At 53.2% G+C, this 16,739-nt stretch carries 15 protein-coding genes; 6 read left to right on the forward strand and 9 right to left on the reverse strand.

The genetic code is table 11. From position 1 onward, the window contains the following. Window position 1 precedes the first annotated feature (1 nt). The 3 genes from AK95_RS30880 to AK95_RS30890 form a co-directional block, all read right to left on the reverse strand. The gene (locus AK95_RS30880; protein WP_071223736.1) at window positions 2–1,015 is read right to left on the reverse strand and encodes an ROK family protein; all 1,014 of its coding nucleotides are present in this window, start codon (window positions 1,013–1,015) and stop codon (window positions 2–4) included. Further along, on the reverse strand, window positions 1,012–2,892 hold the full coding sequence (locus AK95_RS30885; RefSeq protein WP_071223737.1) for a class I mannose-6-phosphate isomerase: 1,881 nt from the start codon (window positions 2,890–2,892) through the stop codon (window positions 1,012–1,014). Before AK95_RS30885 ends, AK95_RS30880 begins: the two co-directional genes overlap by 4 nt. Window positions 2,893–3,015: 123 nt before the next feature. Further along, window positions 3,016–3,948, reverse strand: coding sequence for a helix-turn-helix domain-containing protein (locus tag AK95_RS30890; protein WP_071223738.1), 933 nt, complete (start codon window positions 3,946–3,948; stop codon window positions 3,016–3,018). Window positions 3,949–4,155: 207 nt separating this feature from the next. Here AK95_RS30890 and AK95_RS30895 point away from each other — a divergent pair, with 207 nt between their 5' ends. After that, a complete protein-coding gene (locus AK95_RS30895; protein WP_071223739.1) occupies window positions 4,156–4,746 on the forward strand; it encodes a YdhK family protein in 591 nt (196 codons plus the stop codon). Between the two features lie 79 nt (window positions 4,747–4,825). Here AK95_RS30895 and AK95_RS30900 read toward each other — a convergent pair whose 3' ends face one another. Further along, the gene (locus AK95_RS30900; protein ID WP_071223740.1) at window positions 4,826–5,725 is read right to left on the reverse strand and encodes a TIGR01777 family oxidoreductase; all 900 of its coding nucleotides are present in this window, start codon (window positions 5,723–5,725) and stop codon (window positions 4,826–4,828) included. Window positions 5,726–5,946: 221 nt separating this feature from the next. Between AK95_RS30900 and AK95_RS30905 the strand changes: the two genes are divergently transcribed. Beyond that, window positions 5,947–6,912 carry an arsenic resistance protein gene (locus AK95_RS30905; protein WP_071223741.1) on the forward strand — a complete coding sequence of 322 codons (966 nt, stop codon included), beginning with the start codon at window positions 5,947–5,949 and terminating at the stop codon, window positions 6,910–6,912. A gap of 120 nt (window positions 6,913–7,032) precedes the next feature. Here AK95_RS30905 and AK95_RS30910 read toward each other — a convergent pair whose 3' ends face one another. From AK95_RS30910 to AK95_RS30930, 5 genes are all read right to left on the reverse strand, one after another. Continuing rightward, complete coding sequence (locus AK95_RS30910; protein ID WP_071223742.1) at window positions 7,033–8,223, reverse strand: ornithine--oxo-acid transaminase; 1,191 nt, start codon at window positions 8,221–8,223, stop codon at window positions 7,033–7,035. A gap of 95 nt (window positions 8,224–8,318) precedes the next feature. Further along, complete coding sequence (gene rocF, locus AK95_RS30915; protein WP_201259453.1) at window positions 8,319–9,227, reverse strand: arginase; 909 nt, start codon at window positions 9,225–9,227, stop codon at window positions 8,319–8,321. A 228-nt stretch (window positions 9,228–9,455) separates the two neighbouring features. After that, window positions 9,456–10,817: an ABC transporter substrate-binding protein gene (locus AK95_RS30920; RefSeq protein WP_071223743.1), complete on the reverse strand. Its 1,362-nt coding sequence runs from the start codon at window positions 10,815–10,817 to the stop codon at window positions 9,456–9,458. 125 nt (window positions 10,818–10,942) lie between these two features. Further along, window positions 10,943–11,767 (reverse strand): carbohydrate ABC transporter permease, encoded by an 825-nt coding sequence (locus AK95_RS30925; RefSeq protein ID WP_071223744.1) that lies wholly within the window; start codon window positions 11,765–11,767, stop codon window positions 10,943–10,945. Beyond that, window positions 11,764–12,744 carry a carbohydrate ABC transporter permease gene (locus AK95_RS30930; RefSeq protein WP_071223745.1) on the reverse strand — a complete coding sequence of 327 codons (981 nt, stop codon included), beginning with the start codon at window positions 12,742–12,744 and terminating at the stop codon, window positions 11,764–11,766. Before AK95_RS30930 ends, AK95_RS30925 begins: the two co-directional genes overlap by 4 nt. A gap of 235 nt (window positions 12,745–12,979) precedes the next feature. On the opposite strand from AK95_RS30930, the gene AK95_RS30935 reads away from it, so the two are divergent. Genes AK95_RS30935 through AK95_RS30950 form a run of 4 tightly spaced genes read left to right on the forward strand, consistent with a single transcriptional unit; the run spans window position 12,980 to window position 16,738 of the window. Next, the gene (locus tag AK95_RS30935; RefSeq protein ID WP_071223746.1) at window positions 12,980–13,963 is read left to right on the forward strand and encodes a LacI family DNA-binding transcriptional regulator; all 984 of its coding nucleotides are present in this window, start codon (window positions 12,980–12,982) and stop codon (window positions 13,961–13,963) included. Continuing rightward, complete coding sequence (rbsK, locus tag AK95_RS30940; RefSeq protein ID WP_071223747.1) at window positions 13,963–14,841, forward strand: ribokinase; 879 nt, start codon at window positions 13,963–13,965, stop codon at window positions 14,839–14,841. The genes AK95_RS30935 and rbsK overlap by 1 nt, the downstream gene beginning before the upstream one ends. A gap of 1 nt (window position 14,842) precedes the next feature. After that, window positions 14,843–15,241 (forward strand): D-ribose pyranase, encoded by a 399-nt coding sequence (gene rbsD / locus AK95_RS30945; RefSeq protein WP_071223748.1) that lies wholly within the window; start codon window positions 14,843–14,845, stop codon window positions 15,239–15,241. Between the two features lie 15 nt (window positions 15,242–15,256). After that, window positions 15,257–16,738 (forward strand): sugar ABC transporter ATP-binding protein, encoded by a 1,482-nt coding sequence (locus tag AK95_RS30950; RefSeq protein WP_071223749.1) that lies wholly within the window; start codon window positions 15,257–15,259, stop codon window positions 16,736–16,738. Window position 16,739 lies beyond the last annotated feature (1 nt).

The following is a 16,739-nucleotide window of genomic DNA, read 5'->3' on the forward strand; positions in this document are numbered from 1 at the left end:
CCTATAGATTAAAATGGGGAGCGGATTCATGATGATCCGTATCCTCGAATAGCTTCTCAATGCCGTTAAACACAGCCGCCGTTCCGTCTGCGAGAGCGTGAACAGGAACGGCGTGCCTGCCCAAAGCCAGCTGGATATCCTTTTCCCATAAGGGCAAGCTGCCCGAGATTTGCCCGCCCAGCACTAGGCGGCTCGGTTTGAACTCGGATAAATAAGGCAGGAGCATCTCTCCGAGCTTGCTGCCATATTCGCGGAATACATCCTGAGCTTGCGCGTTACCGCTCTTGGCAGCTTCAGCGAGGTCGGCTACGTCGATCCCGTCAGCCAGGAGTCCCCGCTCCGAAGCCATGTTCAGAATGCTCCTTTTCCCGAAATAGCTGTCCACGATATGATCCCGGTAAGGCTCCGCAAACAGCATTCCGCTGCTTGGGATACCATGCCTGCCGGCTACGATTTGACCATTCTCAACAAAGGCAGAGCCGAGGCCCGTACCGAGCGTAAGGCATAGGAGACGTTCCGATGGGAACCGGGTGGAGGCCCCAAGGCCGAACATGAAGGCATCATTGCCGAACCGGATATCAGCGGCGGTCAGACGGTTCATCGTGACACCCGGGAAGGATGACTTGAGTCTCTGAAATTCGGTACGGAGCAGATCCCGAACCGATTGCTTAAACAGAGCGTCATACTTGCCTAGGCCTTGAAGAAGCGCAATGCCTTTTGCATAATCGAAGGGCCCCGGAAAAGCAAAGCCGATCCGGATTGAATCATGATAATCCAACGGCCGGAAGGCCGAGACGTGATAGTGGATCAGATCATGACAGGCTTGGGCGAAGCTGGCAATCGTATCCACCGCGGCTCCGTGCGATTCCGAAGGCCGGGTTATGAACGAGCCGGGGATTGGCAGCCCGTTCACGATGAGGGCTCCCTTCAAAGCGGTGCCGCCGGCATCAAGCGCGATGGTAATGGGGGCAGGGGAGGGCACGCTTTCTGGATCGGCGCTATCCTTGCGGTTCATGCAAATTCCCCGCTTTCTGTTGGCCGGGAAGGCGGAAGCAGTGGAGAATCCCAATCGGGATTGACCCTTGCTGCAATCAATGCGCATGGGGACCCGGACAGATTCTCCAGACGGTATTCGCCTAAACATGCCGGAACAATGTAAGATTCCGCATAACCCCATTCAACGGCCGCATCCTCGTCCGCTGCCGGTACAAGGCGGACGCGTTCGCCTTCCACGAGATTGTACATGACGAATTCTCCTTGGGTGTCCGCTTTCCACGTTTCCTGCAGATTCAGCCTGCTGACCTGGAACAGAAGATCTTCCCGTTGACCCAGCAGCTCCTCCGAGCTGCCCCCTTGACGGCTTACGACGGTTGGCCGGGCGATAAGCCCGCTTTCTACCGCAGGCGTATTCATGGCGTCATTAATATTGTGGCGCGCATGCTCAGGGTTCATCGGGCGCGGTTTGCCATCGGCGTCCAGCCGCAGATAATCGTAGATCTTGAACGTGAACCACCAGGTGGTCGAGGAAATTTCCAGTACCAGATTATCCCTGCCGGAGCAGTGGACCGTGCCCGGTGGAATGAGGTAGAGATCCCCTGTTTGCGAGTTGTACTCGTTAACGTAGTCGGAGAGCTCAAGCGGCTCTTCCCGAAGCTGGGCGTCTTCCACTGCTGCAAGCAGCCGTTCGCCGCTTATTCCTTCCTTCAGCCCGAGATACACCTTGGCTTCCGGGGCATTGTGCATGATGTAGTACGATTCTTGCTGCGTCATATGCTCATTGAACTGCGACTCTGCATATTCCTGCAGCGGATGCACCTGAAGCGACAGCTCGCCGCCCTGCATCGTATCCAGATAATCAAACCGGATCGGGAAGTAGTCGCCGAATAGCCGGACATTACGCGCTCCCATAATCTCTTGAGACGCTGCCTCCATGAGCAATGTGAACGGAACCTCGAAGGTGATATCCTGCACGCGCAGCAGAAGCGTGTTCTCGGGAGCGATAGGCTCAAAGCTCCAGGCGCAGTTTGGCCATTCGCCGGGAAGACCGCATAATTCCTTAAGATATTGACCGCCCCATATTCCCGGGGCAAAAAAAGGCTTGACCCGAAACGGCTGCTGACTTGCTTTGTGCAGTACGTTTGCCAAGGCGGGAGCCGGCAGCCACACCGGCTCTTCCGGACGATTTAAGTCCATGTAATACGCTTGGTTGTCGGAGTGTTGGGCATGGGTATGATGGGCTAACCAGTCGCGACGGTAGGTCTCCCAGACGGGCCATTCGAGAAATAAACAATTCTTGTAAGTCTCAACCTTGTCGAAGGACCTGCCCAAGCCGAAGCTGCCCATATGCCGGGCATGGCGCCGCTGCTGGTTCTCGCGGGAGTAATCGGCGTAGAAACGAAGGTCTGGGGTCCGGCCTTGAAGCAGCGAAGCGCCGGGTCCGTGCAGGACGTATATGCCGCGCATCGCGTCAAATTCAAGCGCTTTTTTATTCAAGGCTGGCCGTGCATCCTGTTGAAAATATTGAATGGGGCGGACATCGGTTGCTTTATATCCGAATGCCCGGTTATCCGTAAGATATGGAGCCATTTCAGCCCGGAGCTCGGCTTCGGGTTTGACGTAATCGGAGGTGGAATCGCATGCGAAGGCGATGCCTTCTTGCTTACAGGCTTGCTGAAGCTTGGCCAGCAGTTTATCGAAATCGGCGCCGTGTGTTCCGTCAAGCGTAATGAAGATACTGCGTTTTTCCTGTGCTTCATGCTGGGAATTTTTTTGTTTATAGGTCGACAGGATATACGAGCACCAAGCGTCGATCCCATTCTTCATAAATTGGGCTTCGCTGCCAAAGTCCAAGTGGTTGATCGGGTGTGATTGAAAGGTCGTTGCAGGTTTCATGGATAAATGGATCCTCCCTTCCGGAATGTCGGTTACGACTTCATTGTAGGAGGAAGGGGAGGATCCGTCTTTATAAAAAGAGGAAGTGTTTTTGTACGATCAGGACATCGACGTCTCTAGTCGCTAAAGCTCGGAGTCGTAACGGCCTTCCGAAAACTGGGAACGCCGGAAGCGGGCCGGGGTTACGCCGAGCTTGGACGTAAACACCCGGGTGAAGTAGTGCACGGACTCAAATCCGCAGGAGACGGCAATTTCTTTGATCTGCCGGTCTGTATTCAGAAGCAGGTGTTTCGCTTGCTGCACGCGCTGCTCCTGCACATAATGAACAAAGGATTGATGTCCGTATTTACGGAACAGCCGGGTTAAATGACGGGTCGTAACGTGAAGATGGCCAGCCACCCGCTCCAGCGAGAGCGGCTCGCCCAGATTATCCTGGATAAACAATTCGGCCTGATGAAACATCGAAGCTCCTTCTTCGCGTGCTCCAAGATCGGAAGGTTCTTGGTAGAAACCGGGACCGTGGGCAGCCAGAATCGATAATATGAGTGAAGCTGCCAAGCTGTTCAGCATATGCGGCGGGTGCTGCTTACCGCCAGAGCCCGACTGAAACATCGATAGCAGCGAAAGCCACAAGAGTCCGGACGCTTGCCCGGCATCTTCCTGAAGCACCGGAATGCCTTGGATGGCTAACCTGCGGAAAGCAGCCGTATGGAGATCGCTGTTTGCTGATTCATCCAGTTCAAAGGCAACATAACATAAGGCCAAGCCCTCCCTGCTCTTAATTTGGTGCTGGATGCCCGGCCTTGAGAGGAACAGGGTGCCTGGATGAAGATGGAACTCTGTCTCGTTTTCGATATACGAGCCGCAGCCTGTCAATACGTAACAAGCTTCAAAAAAAGAATGCTTATGCTCCGTATTATCGTAGTGGCGCGGCATAAATCCCCAGTAGTGGATCCGGACGCTCAGTTCCTGCTGTTCAATGGAGTTCAGGGTTCGGTTTAATATGGAATTGGCCCGTTTGAATAACGGGATGAAAGTTTCGTCATTGATTTGCATGGGAGATGGTGCTCCTTCTCGGAATTGGCTTAATATCTCTGCCAAGAATATAGGACAAAATGGGACTTCTAGTCACTCTCTATTGTATATCACAGATAGGTTTTATTGAATAAATGGGTAAGTGATGTCATGTTTAGACAGCTACACAAGTTCTTCATAAGTAGCTGCTATGCTATGAGCATTCAATATAAGAGAGGAGTTCATCATATGTCAGCCAAGAAACGATGGAAGCCGCTTATTCTGGTAGCGTTGGCATCCCTCATCCTCATACTGGGTGCCTGCGGCAATACGAAGAGTCCAAACCCCGATAACAAGGGAAATACGGAAGCCACCGGGGACATGGATGGCATGGATCATGGCAGCATGAACCATTCCGGCTCGGGCGAGATCCCGGAAGGGTTGAAAGCGGCAGAGAATCCGACCTATGCGCCCCAGACCCAAGCGATCATTGAATCCGATCACATGCCCGGAATGAAGGGGGCAAAGGCAACGATTGTCGGGGCGTACGATACGACGGTGTACACGATATCGTATACGCCGATGAGCGGCGGACCCGAAGTGAAGGATCATAAATGGGTGATTCATGAGGAGCTGAAGGATGCCGGGAAGGAGCCCTTGGAGCCCGGAACGCAGGCTGTCGTGAATGCGGATCATATGGAGGGCATGAAGGGAGCCACCGCCGTTATCGATTCCGCCGAACAAACGACGGTCTATATGGTGGACTTCACGACGACAACCGGCGAAGAAGTCAAGAATCATAAGTGGGTGACGGAAAGCGAGCTGGCCCCCGTACAATAGAAGTTTTATGAAAAATAAGAAAACAATCGTTCTCTATACCATGAGAGCGATTGTTTTTTTATGCATATGGCCGTACGGCTCAGCTTTCTTTGATCTGCTTCAGAGCGTCCGTCACTTCCGGATATCGAAACTGGAAGCCGTGACGCAGTGCCTTGGCCGGAAGGATACGCTGGCCCTTTAGCAGAATGAGCGACATTTCGCCCAGGATGGCTTGAAGCATGAAAGCAGGCAGGGGGAGCCAGTGCGGACGGCGATAGACCTTGGCGATGCTCCTGCCGAATTCATCGTTCGTGACCGCATGCGGGGAAGCCGCATTCACGGCTCCGGATATGCCCTCGTGCTGGATGCAATAATCGATCAAATCCACGATATCGTCGATATGTATCCAGGAGAGCCATTGCTTGCCGCTGCCGATCTTACCGCCAACGCCTAGTTTATAGGGCAGCAGCATTTTGGGAAGGGCTCCACCTTTACCGCCCAGAACAACGCTGATGCGCAGCTTAATTAACCGGTCAACCGGGATGCAGTCGGCCGCTTGCTCCCATTCCTGCACAACCTCGGACGGGAAATCCATAATCGTGGCAGGGCTTTCCTCATCAAAGGTTTCAAACTCGGATGTGCCGTAAATGGCCATCGCCGAAGCCTGAATGACCACCGGAGGTTTAAACTCCAGGCGGTCCATTAGCTCGGCTACGGAGGAGACGGTTCGTTGTCTTGACTGAAGGATTCTCTGCTTGCCTTCCTGCGTCCAGCGCTGACTCAGGGAAGAGCCTGCAAGGTTAACGAGGGCATCCAGACCCTCGAACCGCTCGGGATGGGACTTCATCTCATCCCAGGTCAGATAGGATATAGGCCTGCTGGGTTGGGGATTGTCCGGTTTCGATCTTGTGACGATGATCATGTCATGCCCGCCCTGCTGCCAACGCTTGCACAATGCCTCTCCAATGAAACCGGTGCCTCCGCAAATGGCTATTCTCATGGTTGAACCTCCTTGTAAAAGTTATCATCAACCCTGACAAAACAAGGCTAAGAATCGTTGCCCCTCATCGATTGAAATGAGCGGAGAAGGATACCGGGATGCGTTTCTTACCTGATGCTAAATCCAGTATTATACAATCCATTATACTGGAAATGCGGTATGATACCATTAGATGATATTTCTTTAGTTTGTTCATAATTCGAAAGGGTAAGGAGTGCGGGATGGGACTTGTAGAGAAATTTCAAACCTTGATCATTATGGGCGCGGTGGCGATTGGGCTGGTAGTGGGACAGCTGCCGTTCGCCGCAGAGTATGCGGAATACACGATCGTTCCTTTTTTGCTGCTGATGTTATATGGATTGTTTTTGACGATACCGCTGCGGCAGCTGCGAGAGGCGTTTAAGAACATCAGGTTTCTGGGAGCGAGCACGCTTATTAATTTTATATGGACGCCGCTGCTTGCCTGGGGACTCGGTGCTGTCTTTCTGTCGGACCACCCGGCGCTTTGGATCGGATTCATCATGCTGATGGTGACCCCCTGTACAGACTGGTATTTGGTCTTTACCTCGATTGCCAAGGGAAACGTGCCCTTGGGAGCTTCGGTGCTTCCTATAAACCTGATCCTACAGGTGCTGCTGCTTCCGCTGTATTTGCTCTTGTTCTCCGGCACGATCGAAACGATTTCGATGGCAACGCTGATCGAAAGCGTGCTGCTTGTGCTCGTCGTTCCGTTCACGCTTGCGCATCTCACCCGTTTCATTCTGAGAACCAGGAAAGAGGTGCTGGAGCACAAGGTGATGCCGTTCTTCGGCAGGGCACAGATTGTCTTTCTGAGTCTTGCCATTGTTGCGATGTTTGCGTCTCAAGGGTCATACTTATTGAATAATATGGACATGGTATATATCCTCATTGTTCCGATCCTGATTTATTTCACGATGAATTATATGCTGGGCAGCGCGGTAGGCCGCATGCTGCGTTTCACCTATGAGGATTCGGTCAGCCTCCATTTAACGATCATTGCCCGGAATTCCCCGGTAGCCCTCGCGATCGCCGTTACGGCCTTTCCGGACCAGCCGGTGATTGCCCTTGCCTTGGTCATCGGACCGCTGATCGAACTGCCTGTGCTTGCCGCTGTATCCCAGCTGCTGTTAGTAACAAGAAGAATGAAACAGAAGTCGGTTACCTGACGGTGCTCAGAGCCGCACGATCAACGTTGCGCGGCGGCTCTGAGCACCGTCAGGATAAGCTGCAGGGCTTGGAATAAACCGAAAAAATTTTTTTGTGCACATGCAATCGGTATCGATTCGTCATGCAAACGCCTGCCTTACGATCTCGACGCCCTGGTCCAGCTCCGCTTTGGTGATGATGAGCGGAGGGGCGAAGCGGATAATGGATTCATGGGTTTCTTTGCAGAGCAAGCCGAGATCCTTTAATTTCTCGCAGTAGGTTCTGGCTGGGACGTTAAGCTCCATGCCGATAAATAGGCCTCTGCCGCGCACTTCCTTGATATCGGGGTGCCGGATGGAACGAAGCTGCTGAAGGAAATATTCGCCGAGCACCTTGGAGTTGTATTCCAGCCCTTCTTCCAGGAATACATCCATGGAGGCAATGGCCACCGCGCAGCCGAGGGGATTCCCGCCGAAGGTAGATCCGTGGGATCCCGGCTCGAATACACCGAGGATATCGGCGTCCGCCGCTACGGCAGAGACGGGAAAGACGCCGCCGCCAAGCGCTTTTCCGAGGATGTACATATCCGGCACGACATCCTCCCAGTCGCAGGCAAACCGTTTCCCCGTCCTGCCGAAGCCGGTCTGGATTTCGTCCGCGAGCAGAAGGATACGATGCTGCTTGCACAGCTCCATTGCGCCGCTCAGGTATCCGTCAGGAGGGATGACGATACCGGATTCTCCCTGGATCGGCTCTACAAGAAAGGCGGCCGTATTCGGTGAAATCGCCTGCTTCAGCGCTTCCAGGTCGCCATAGGGGATGACTTTGAAGCCCGGCGTGAACGGGCCGAAGCCTTCCCGATATTCACTGGATGAGGAGAAGGAGGTGATGGTGATCGTGCGTCCGTGAAAATTGCCTTCGCAGACGATAATTTCGGCCTGATTGGCCGGTAAACCTTTCTTCCGGTAAGCATAGCGGCGTGCTGCCTTGAGCGCCGTTTCAACAGCCTCGGCCCCTGTATTCATGGGAAGGATCATATCTTTGCGGGTGATAGCAGACAGCTTCTCGTAAAACTCGCCCAATTGGTCATGATGGAATGCGCGCGAGGTCAGAGTTACCTTATCTGCTTGATCCTTTAAAGCCCCGATAATTCGGGGGTGACAATGTCCTGCGTTCAGCGCCGAGTAGGCGCTTAACATGTCGATATACCGCTTGCCGTCCGAATCCGTCACATGGATGCCTGCCGCTGCGGCAATTACGATGGGGAGGGGATGGTAGTTTCTCGCACCGTACTTTTCGGCTTTCTCGATATGCGGGTTTGAAGGGTCCATAGCGTTACCTCCTTGGGAGTTTAAAGAAACCTAACCGGCGGATGGCACCGTAAATCGCGCCAAAAAGGCCTCTCGTCATCAAGCATGAGGACGCATCACAAGATGCTCTCGCCCAGCATGGAGCCGATTAAGCCGACAAGCAGCCGGGACGTTGTCTGTCCGCGGTCCAGCAGCGGGTTGTTCTCCACGAATTCGGCCGAGGTCAGAATGCCGGATTCCGACAGCATCTCCATGGCCAGATGCGCTTCCCGGTAACTGAGTCCGCCTTGAACCGGGGTTCCCGTTCCGGGCGCGATTTTCGGATCGACACTATCGATATCGAAGGAGAGGTGTACGCCATCCGTGCCCGTTGACGCGATGCGGATGGCTTCCTTCATGACGCGGAACATGCCCATGCGGTCGATGTCCTGCATCGTGAAGCAGCTAATGCCTTCCCGGCGGATGAAATCCCGTTCGCCCTGGTCGAGGGAGCGCGCGCCAATGAGCACTACATGTTCGGGCTTGATCGTTGATTTTGCGCCGCCGATCGTTGTTAGCCGGGCATCGCCTCTTCCCAAGCTGACAGCCAGCGACATGCCGTGGATATTGCCGCTTGGGGTCGTATCGGGCGTGTTGAGATCGGAGTGGGCATCGATCCAGATGACGCCCAGGCTTCGGTAGTGCCGGGTAAGCCCGGCTAGCGTACCGATTGCAATGCTATGGTCACCGCCGAGGACAAGCGGGAAGACACCCGATTCTGCCAGGGCGGAAACATGAGCGGCGAGCTGCTCGTTAATCGTTATGACTTCTTTCAGATGTTTCAATTGAGGATGGTGCGTTCCATCCTTATGTTCGGGGAGTCCAGCAAGCTCATCAACCTGATAGGATATTCCGAGTGCGTCAAGCTTGCGCTTCAGGCCGGCTCCGAAAATCGCGTTCGGTCCCTGGCCTGCGCCGCGGCGGGTAGCACCCCGGTCAAACGGCACCGGGACGATGGTTACGGTGGACGGAAGATTGTTCATCATAGGCTCACCTCCACTTTGTATCAGTGTATTCAGAAGCCGGCTGAGTGACTTGGGCAAACCCCTATACAAGCTGATCAATATGGAAGGTTTTGGATCAAAGAGAAAAACACCCTTGATGCATGATTCATGGAATGACCGCAGAAGGCCCCATGATACAGCATGAAGGGTGTGAAATAGGTGCAATTCGATTTATGATTCAGCGCATGCCTATGCGGCATGCTCGAACGTTTATTTTACCGTCTTATTATAAGTCTCGATCTTGGAGCTAATTTCCTGAGCGGCTTTGTCCAGTGCTTCCTGCGCCGTTTTTTGACCATTCAGCACTTCCTCGATGGCCGTTTCCGTCAGCTGGCGGGCTTCAGGGAATACGCCCATCACAGCCCCCTGCGTTGCCAGATTGGCCGTCGTTTGATGCAATTGATCAACGGCCGTCTGGAATTGCGGATATTTCTCCAGGTTTTCTTTGACGAGGGACTCTTCATAAGCTTTGGTCGTTACCGGGAAGTAACCGGTGTTGACATGCCAGTAAGCTTGCGTTTGCGGCTCGGCCAAATACTTCATGAATTCCCAGGCAGCCTGCTGCTCTTCTTCCGATTTGTTGTTCATCAGCCACAGGCTAGCACCGCCGATAATCACGCCCCCGTCACCGCCGTCAGCCGGTTTAGGGAGGAACGCCGTACCAACTTCGAATTTGCCTTCCGCTGCGCTGACGATCCCGCGGAGGGAAGCCGTCGAGTCCAGCGTCATGGCGATTTGACCCGCTGCAAATGCTTTTTTGGTATCGTCCGTTTTACGTCCCAGGTTCAGCAGGACCTTATCGTCCAGCAATTGCTTCCACCATTCCAGCGTCTTCACGGCAGCGGCGTGGTTGACTTGCGAAGCGGTTGCCGGGGACGTGCGTCCGTTGCCGTTGTTCAGCAGTTCAACACCTTGGTTCGCGAGGAATTGCTCCATGAACCAGCCGTAGATCGCAAAGGATGCGCCGGTTTGGCCGTCTTTCGTTAGCGCCTTGGCTGCTTCCGCTACCTCTTCGTAGGTTTTTGGAGGATTTTCCGGATCCAGTCCCGTCGCTTTAAAGGCATCTTTGTTGTAGTAAAGGATCGGGTTGGAGGAGTTAAATGGCATCGAGTACAATTTGTTGTCGAATGTATAATAATTTTTGATGTTCGGTTCCAAGGAGGAAATGTCGTATGTTTCAGCATCCATGAAGTCCTGGACCGGACGGATTGCCTTGGTATCCATCATGAAACGACTGCCGATCTCGTACACCTGAATCATGGTCGGGCCGCTGTTCGATCCCAAGGAGGCCTTCAGCTTGTTCAAGCTTTCATCGTACGTTCCTTGGAACACGCCCTCAACCTGAATGTCCTTGTGGGCGGCATTAAAATCGGAGATCAGCTTGTCCGCGACGGTCCCGAGCTCACCGCTCATGGAATGCCACCATACAACCTTAACGGGCTCTTTGGCTGGCTCGCTGCCGGCGGCAACGGTCGTTTCTCCAGCGGCTGGCGTATTGCTGCAAGCGGCGCTGAGCAGCATGAAGCAGGAAAGCAGGAGCAGCGCGAAGGACCTTTTACCAAAACGTTTCATGATCGGTTAATCTCTCCCTTTTGAAAATATAGTATGGTTTAGATCTATCAGAAATTGCGCGGCCCGTTTCTTACCGATAACCGGCACGCAAGGCTGATCCATTAAAGCTCTGGCATATGGGCCAGTTAGCCCTTCAACGCACCTGCCGTAATGCCGCGGACTAGCGGCTTCAAACCGAGTGCAAGCAGCAGCAGGGAAGGCAGCAGCAGAAGGAGTACTCCGGACAGAATCAGATTCCATGAATTCATCTCTTCGAACTGCAGCATCCCGATCCCGATCTGGACGGTTCGCATCTCGACACGGTTCGTTGTCAGGAGCGGCCACAGGTACATGTTCCAATGGTTCAGGAACGAGTACACGCCCAGCGTGGCGATTCCGGGGATGGATAACGGCAGGACCATGCTGAGGAAAATACGGACATGTCCGCAGCCGTCCACGCGGGCCGCTTCAAACAGTTCCTTCGGCAGCTGCAGGAAGGCTTGTCTGAGCAGGAAGGTTCCGAACGCCGTTGCCAGGAATGGAATGATTAGTCCTTGGTAGGTATCCAGCCAGTTCAGGCTTTTGACCGTCAAATAGTTCGGAATCATGATCACTTCCCACGGAATCATCATCGTGGCGAGAAAGAGACTGAACAGCAGCGTTTTTCCCGGGAACCGCAGGAAGGCGAAGGCGTATGCCGCCAGACTTGCGGTCACGATCTGACCTGCCATGATGGCAATGGAGACGACAAGGCTGTTCCCGATAAAGGTTAGGACAGGGATCGTATCGACCACCTTGGCGAAATTGGACAGATTGATGGCTTCCGGAAGCAGAGGCGGCGGATAAACAGCCGATTCAGCCTCGCTCATCAGCGATGTCGACAAGGTGTACAGGAGCGGAAAGGCAATGATCAGCGAACAGAGAAGCAGCGCGGTGTAGATGAAGCTTTTGGGCATGAGACGCATGTTCATTGATAATGCACCTTCTTCTCCACGAATTTAAATTGAAAGATGGTCAGCAGCAGAATGATCGCAAACAGGATGAGCGCTTGCGCACTGCCGATGCCGAAGCGGAAATTGACGAAGGCATCCTGATAGATGTTGAATACAATGACGTTGGTGCTGTTCATCGGACCTCCCTTGGTCAGGATGTTGATCTGTCCGAACGCTTGGAAGGCGCCGATGACCGACACGACGGATGTGAAGAATAACGTAGGGGAGATCAGCGGCATCGTAATCCGGAAGAAGGTTCCCAGCGGACCGGAGCCGTCGATCTTGGTGCTGTCGTAGATATCCTCGGATACGCCCTGCATGCCGCTCAGCATGAGGATGTAATTAAATCCAAGATTCATCCAGACGGTCATGATCGCGACGGAGATCATGGACCATTTCGGATCGGTCAGCCATTGAATGGGCTGAGTGCCGAGTTGCGACAGAAAGTAATTCAGTACGCCCAATGTCGGATGATACAGAATCATCCAGATCATCGAGCCGGTGCCGACGGACACGGCCATCGGCAGCGAGAATATGAAGCGGAATATTTTCATGCCTTTCAGCTTATTGTGCGTCAGGGCTGCGAGCAGTATGGCAGCCGCCATCCCGGTCGGGACCGTCAGCAGGATAAACAGCAGCGTGTTGCCGAAGCTGGTATAAAACATCTCGGAGGTCAGTATTTCCTTAAAGTTATCAAACCCCACGAATTCGGCTACCCGGCCTTGAGGATCGGTCAGGAACAAGCTCAGATAAACCGATTTAAGCAGCGGGTAGAACAGAAACAGACCGAAAATGAGCAGCGAAGGTGCCAGACATGCATAGGCGAGCATGATTTCCCTGCGTTTTGATTTCTTGATGGAGATCGTTTTCGCCGCTGTTGAAGGTTCAGCTTCGCTGACCGGCGGCGTCAGAGAGTGACCCGGAGAAGGAAGCGTAAATTCTTTTTCCATCATCATGTTTACCTCACTTTCCTGCTTGGCCTTACAGGTATTGAGTATAGGAGCCGGATGTAAAATCCAGTAATGGGTTTTGTAAGAATACCGTAATTTATTGCTGGAAATGTTATCTGCAGAATTTGCGCTGGCCAGCGACGGTACATAAATATTCCAATCCTCAAACGCTTGCACGTTAAAAAAAGATGTGATATGTTATAGCTGTAACCGGTTACACATGAATGAGGTGATGACGGTAATGGCAACGATCAAGGATGTGGCAAATCGGGCCGGCGTGTCCGTGGCCACAGTTTCACGGGTTTTAAATGGAAACGGTTACGTGCATGAGGACACCAGGTCCAAGGTAGAACAAAGCATTCGCGAGCTGAATTATACGCCGAATGAAGTAGCGCGTTCTTTATATAAAAGAAAATCGAAATTAATTGGACTTTTGCTTCCGGATATTATGAACCCTTATTTCCCGCAGCTAGCCCGCGGAGTTGAGGATGAGATGCAGGAGAATGATTATCGGCTGATATTTGGGAACAGCGACGAGAGCAAGAAGAAGGAAATGGAATATATCCAAACCTTTGTCCAAAATAATGTGGTTGGTGTCATAACATCGACCAATAATCCGGATGCCGACTTGTATACAGGGCTCAAGATTCCGGTAGTATTTCTGGATCGCACCTCATCGGATCGTCCTTCCGTCTATGCGGATGGCCGGCAGGGCGGAAGAATTGCGGCGCAGGAGATCATTAGGCGAGGCAGTAAAGCTGTAACCGTGATTCAGGGCCCGGCGGATGTCCGTCCTGCTCAGGAGCGTTTTGAAGGAGCCGTCGAGGTTCTGGAAGAACAGGCGGCAGTGTATCAAGTGCTGAAGACGACATCGTTTTCTTTAATCGAAGCGGAAAAATTCGCCCAGCAAGTGTTCATCGAGTATCCGGACACGGACGGCGTAATCGCCAGTAATGATATTATGGCATCCGCCGTAGTCAAGGAAGCGTTTCGGCTGGGGAAAAGGGTGCCGGAAGACGTACAAATTATAGGGTTTGACGATATTCTGCTCAGCCGGCTGCTGGCACCGCCCCTGTCTACGATTCATCAGCCGGCATATGAAATGGGCCGGGAAGCGGCCAGATTGCTTATCGGACTTATTGAAGGGCAGCACATAGAGAGAAGCAGCATCGAATTCTCGGTAGAATTTATAGAGCGGCAGACAACGAGAAAGGTGGAATCATAATGGCGAAAATCGTGGTAATCGGAAGTGCGTCGATGGACTTGGTGGTCACCTCCACCAAGCGCCCCGGCGCGGGAGAGACGGTGCTTGGCGACAGCTTTAAGACGGTACTCGGAGGGAAGGGGGCCAATCAGGCCGTCGCGGCAGCTCGTCTGGGTGCAGAAGTGAACATGATTGGCTGTGTTGGTGAAGATTCCTTCGGCGAAATGATTTTGAGCAATCTGAAGTCAAATGGCGTTATGACAGACTATGTGGAACCGGTTACAGGTATGGAAAGCGGAACCGCGCACATCATTTTGGCAGAGGGAGACAACAGCATCGTGGTGGTTAAAGCTGCCAACGACCGGATTACTCCGGAATATGTTGATCAGGCAGCGGAGGTTATCCAGGCTGCGGATATCGTGTTGATACAGCAGGAGATTCCGGAGGAAACGGTGATCCATGTCAGTGAGCTATGCGCAAAATATCAGGTGCCGTTGATGCTGAACCCGGCTCCTGCCCGCCCGGTACCAAGCAGCGTTATTGAAAGGGCGGCTTATATTACGCCGAACGAACATGAAGCGGCTATCTTGTTCGGGGATGAGCCATTAGGCGACGTGCTGCGCCGTTATCCGAACAAACTGATCGTGACGGAAGGCAAGAGGGGAGTTCGTTATTTCGACGGCCTGCAAGAGGTTGTCGTTCCCGGCTACAAGGTTGAAGCCGTGGATACGACGGGAGCCGGCGATACATTCAACGGCGCTTTCGCCGTGGCACTTGCCGAAGGCATGAGCCTTCCTGACAGCTTGAAATTTGCCAACCGCGCCGCTTCCTTGTCTGTCATGAAATTTGGTGCGCAGGGTGGCATGCCATCGCGCAGCGAAGTGGAAGGGAGCCTCTAATATGAAGAAGAGCGGAATGCTGAACAGTCACATTGCGAAAGTTCTGGCTGATCTGGGACACACCGATACCATCGTTGTTGGTGACGTTGGCCTTCCCATTCCCCCAGGCGTTCCGAAGATCGACCTGGCCCTCACGCTGGGGACGCCAAGCTTTACCGAGGTGGTGGAGGCGATCGCCGACGATATGGTGATTGAAAAAATCGTGATTGCTGAAGAAATGAAGCTTGATAATAAGGAAACACTGCACTATATACAGGAGAACTTTCAGGATTGCGAGATTGAGGCTTGCTCGCACGAGTTGTTCAAAGCACGGACGCAAAACGCCAAGGCGGTTATCCGTACAGGAGAAGCCAAGCCCTATGCGAACTGCATTTTGCAGGCCGGTGTTCATTTCGGTTAAAAAGGAGGAAGCACCATGAACATTGAGATGACGAATATCCATAAATCCTTTGGCACGAACCGGGTGCTGGCAGGCGTGGACTTTGATCTCCGGGAAGGAGAGGTTCACGCCCTGATGGGTGAGAACGGCGCGGGTAAATCGACGCTGATGAATATATTAACCGGTCTTCACAGCCGGGATGAGGGCAAGATTGTCATCGACGGCAAGGAAACTTATTTTGCTAATCCGAAGGAAGCGGAAGAGAGAGGCGTTGCTTTCATCCATCAAGAACTTAACATCTGGCCGGAGATGACGGTTCTGGATAACTTGTTTATCGGCAAGGAGATGACATCCGGCCTGGGTTTCCTCAACATGAAGCAAATGAAGGCGCTTGCGAAGGAACAGTTCGGCAAACTGGCGGTGACGATACCACTTACGCAGGAGGCGGGGGAATGCTCCGTCGGCCAGCAGCAGATGATTGAGATCGCCAAGGCGCTCATGACCCAAGCAAAAGTCATCATTATGGACGAGCCGACGGCCGCGCTGACCGAAAGGGAAATCGAGAAGCTGTTTGACGTCATTCGTTCATTGAAAAAACAAGGCGTATCCATCGTCTACATCTCTCACCGGATGGAGGAGATCTTTACGATCTGCGACCGGATTACGGTCATGCGGGATGGTAAATCCGTCGATACCAAAGCTATTCCGGACACGGACTTTGATGAAGTCGTCAAAAAGATGGTCGGCCGGGAGCTGACCGAGCGATATCCGGCACGCCATCCCTCTCCGGGCGAGCCTGTGCTGGAAGTGAAGAATATTAGCAGCAAAGGCCGGTTCGAGAATGTGAGCTTCTCGGTACGTGCTGGCGAAATCGTTGGCGTATCCGGTCTGATGGGGGCTGGGCGCACCGAGATGATGAGAGCGATCTTCGGATTGGACCCGCTGGATAGCGGCGAAATCTGGGTACGCGGAAAGAAAGTTGCGATCAAGAAGCCGGATGATGCCGTGAAACACGGCATTGGATTCATCACAGAGGACCGCAAGGATGAAGGGTTGGTCCTGGATTTCTCGGTCCGCGAAAATATGGCGCTGCCCAATCTGTTCAGCTTCTCTTCCAGAGGGTTCATCTCCGGGAAGAAGGAACAGGATTTCGTGGATACGTTGACGAAGCGGTTGCAGATCAAGACGCATACATCCGAGACGCTGGCACGCAATCTGTCTGGTGGTAACCAACAGAAGGTCGTTATTGCCAAGTGGATCGGCATTGGGCCGAGCGTGCTCATCCTGGATGAGCCGACACGCGGCGTGGACGTTGGTGCAAAGCGGGAAATTTATCAGTTGATGAATGAGCTGACCGAACGGGGCGTGGCGATTCTGATGGTGTCGTCGGAGCTGCCGGAGGTGCTCGGAATGAGCGACCGGATTCTCGTTGTTCACGAAGGCAGAATTTCCGGTGAATTGGATCGCGAACAAGCCACGCAGGAACACATCATGACTCTAGCTACAGGAGGTCAGTAAT

Origin of the sequence: Paenibacillus sp. LC231, assembly GCF_001860525.1 — a bacterium.
Classification (GTDB): domain Bacteria; phylum Bacillota; class Bacilli; order Paenibacillales; family Paenibacillaceae; genus Paenibacillus_AQ.

What these genes read in the sequence shown, in the direction of transcription:
- AK95_RS30910 (WP_071223742.1), bottom strand. Translation starts at nt 8,223, where the DNA reads ATGGACCCTTCAAACCCGCATATCGAGAAAGCCGAAAAGTACGGTGCG.
- rbsD (WP_071223748.1), top strand. Translation starts at nt 14,843, where the DNA reads ATGAAGAAGAGCGGAATGCTGAACAGTCACATTGCGAAAGTTCTGGCT.
- rocF (WP_201259453.1), bottom strand. Translation starts at nt 9,227, where the DNA reads ATGATGAACAATCTTCCGTCCACCGTAACCATCGTCCCGGTGCCGTTT.
- AK95_RS30950 (WP_071223749.1), top strand. Translation starts at nt 15,257, where the DNA reads ATGAACATTGAGATGACGAATATCCATAAATCCTTTGGCACGAACCGG.
- AK95_RS30925 (WP_071223744.1), bottom strand. Translation starts at nt 11,767, where the DNA reads ATGAACATGCGTCTCATGCCCAAAAGCTTCATCTACACCGCGCTGCTT.
- AK95_RS30900 (WP_071223740.1), bottom strand. Translation starts at nt 5,725, where the DNA reads ATGAGAATAGCCATTTGCGGAGGCACCGGTTTCATTGGAGAGGCATTG.
- AK95_RS30905 (WP_071223741.1), top strand. Translation starts at nt 5,947, where the DNA reads ATGGGACTTGTAGAGAAATTTCAAACCTTGATCATTATGGGCGCGGTG.
- AK95_RS30880 (WP_071223736.1), bottom strand. Translation starts at nt 1,015, where the DNA reads ATGAACCGCAAGGATAGCGCCGATCCAGAAAGCGTGCCCTCCCCTGCC.
- AK95_RS30935 (WP_071223746.1), top strand. Translation starts at nt 12,980, where the DNA reads ATGGCAACGATCAAGGATGTGGCAAATCGGGCCGGCGTGTCCGTGGCC.
- rbsK (WP_071223747.1), top strand. Translation starts at nt 13,963, where the DNA reads ATGGCGAAAATCGTGGTAATCGGAAGTGCGTCGATGGACTTGGTGGTC.
- AK95_RS30885 (WP_071223737.1), bottom strand. Translation starts at nt 2,892, where the DNA reads ATGAAACCTGCAACGACCTTTCAATCACACCCGATCAACCACTTGGAC.
- AK95_RS30890 (WP_071223738.1), bottom strand. Translation starts at nt 3,948, where the DNA reads ATGCAAATCAATGACGAAACTTTCATCCCGTTATTCAAACGGGCCAAT.
- AK95_RS30895 (WP_071223739.1), top strand. Translation starts at nt 4,156, where the DNA reads ATGTCAGCCAAGAAACGATGGAAGCCGCTTATTCTGGTAGCGTTGGCA.
- AK95_RS30920 (WP_071223743.1), bottom strand. Translation starts at nt 10,817, where the DNA reads ATGAAACGTTTTGGTAAAAGGTCCTTCGCGCTGCTCCTGCTTTCCTGC.
- AK95_RS30930 (WP_071223745.1), bottom strand. Translation starts at nt 12,744, where the DNA reads ATGATGATGGAAAAAGAATTTACGCTTCCTTCTCCGGGTCACTCTCTG.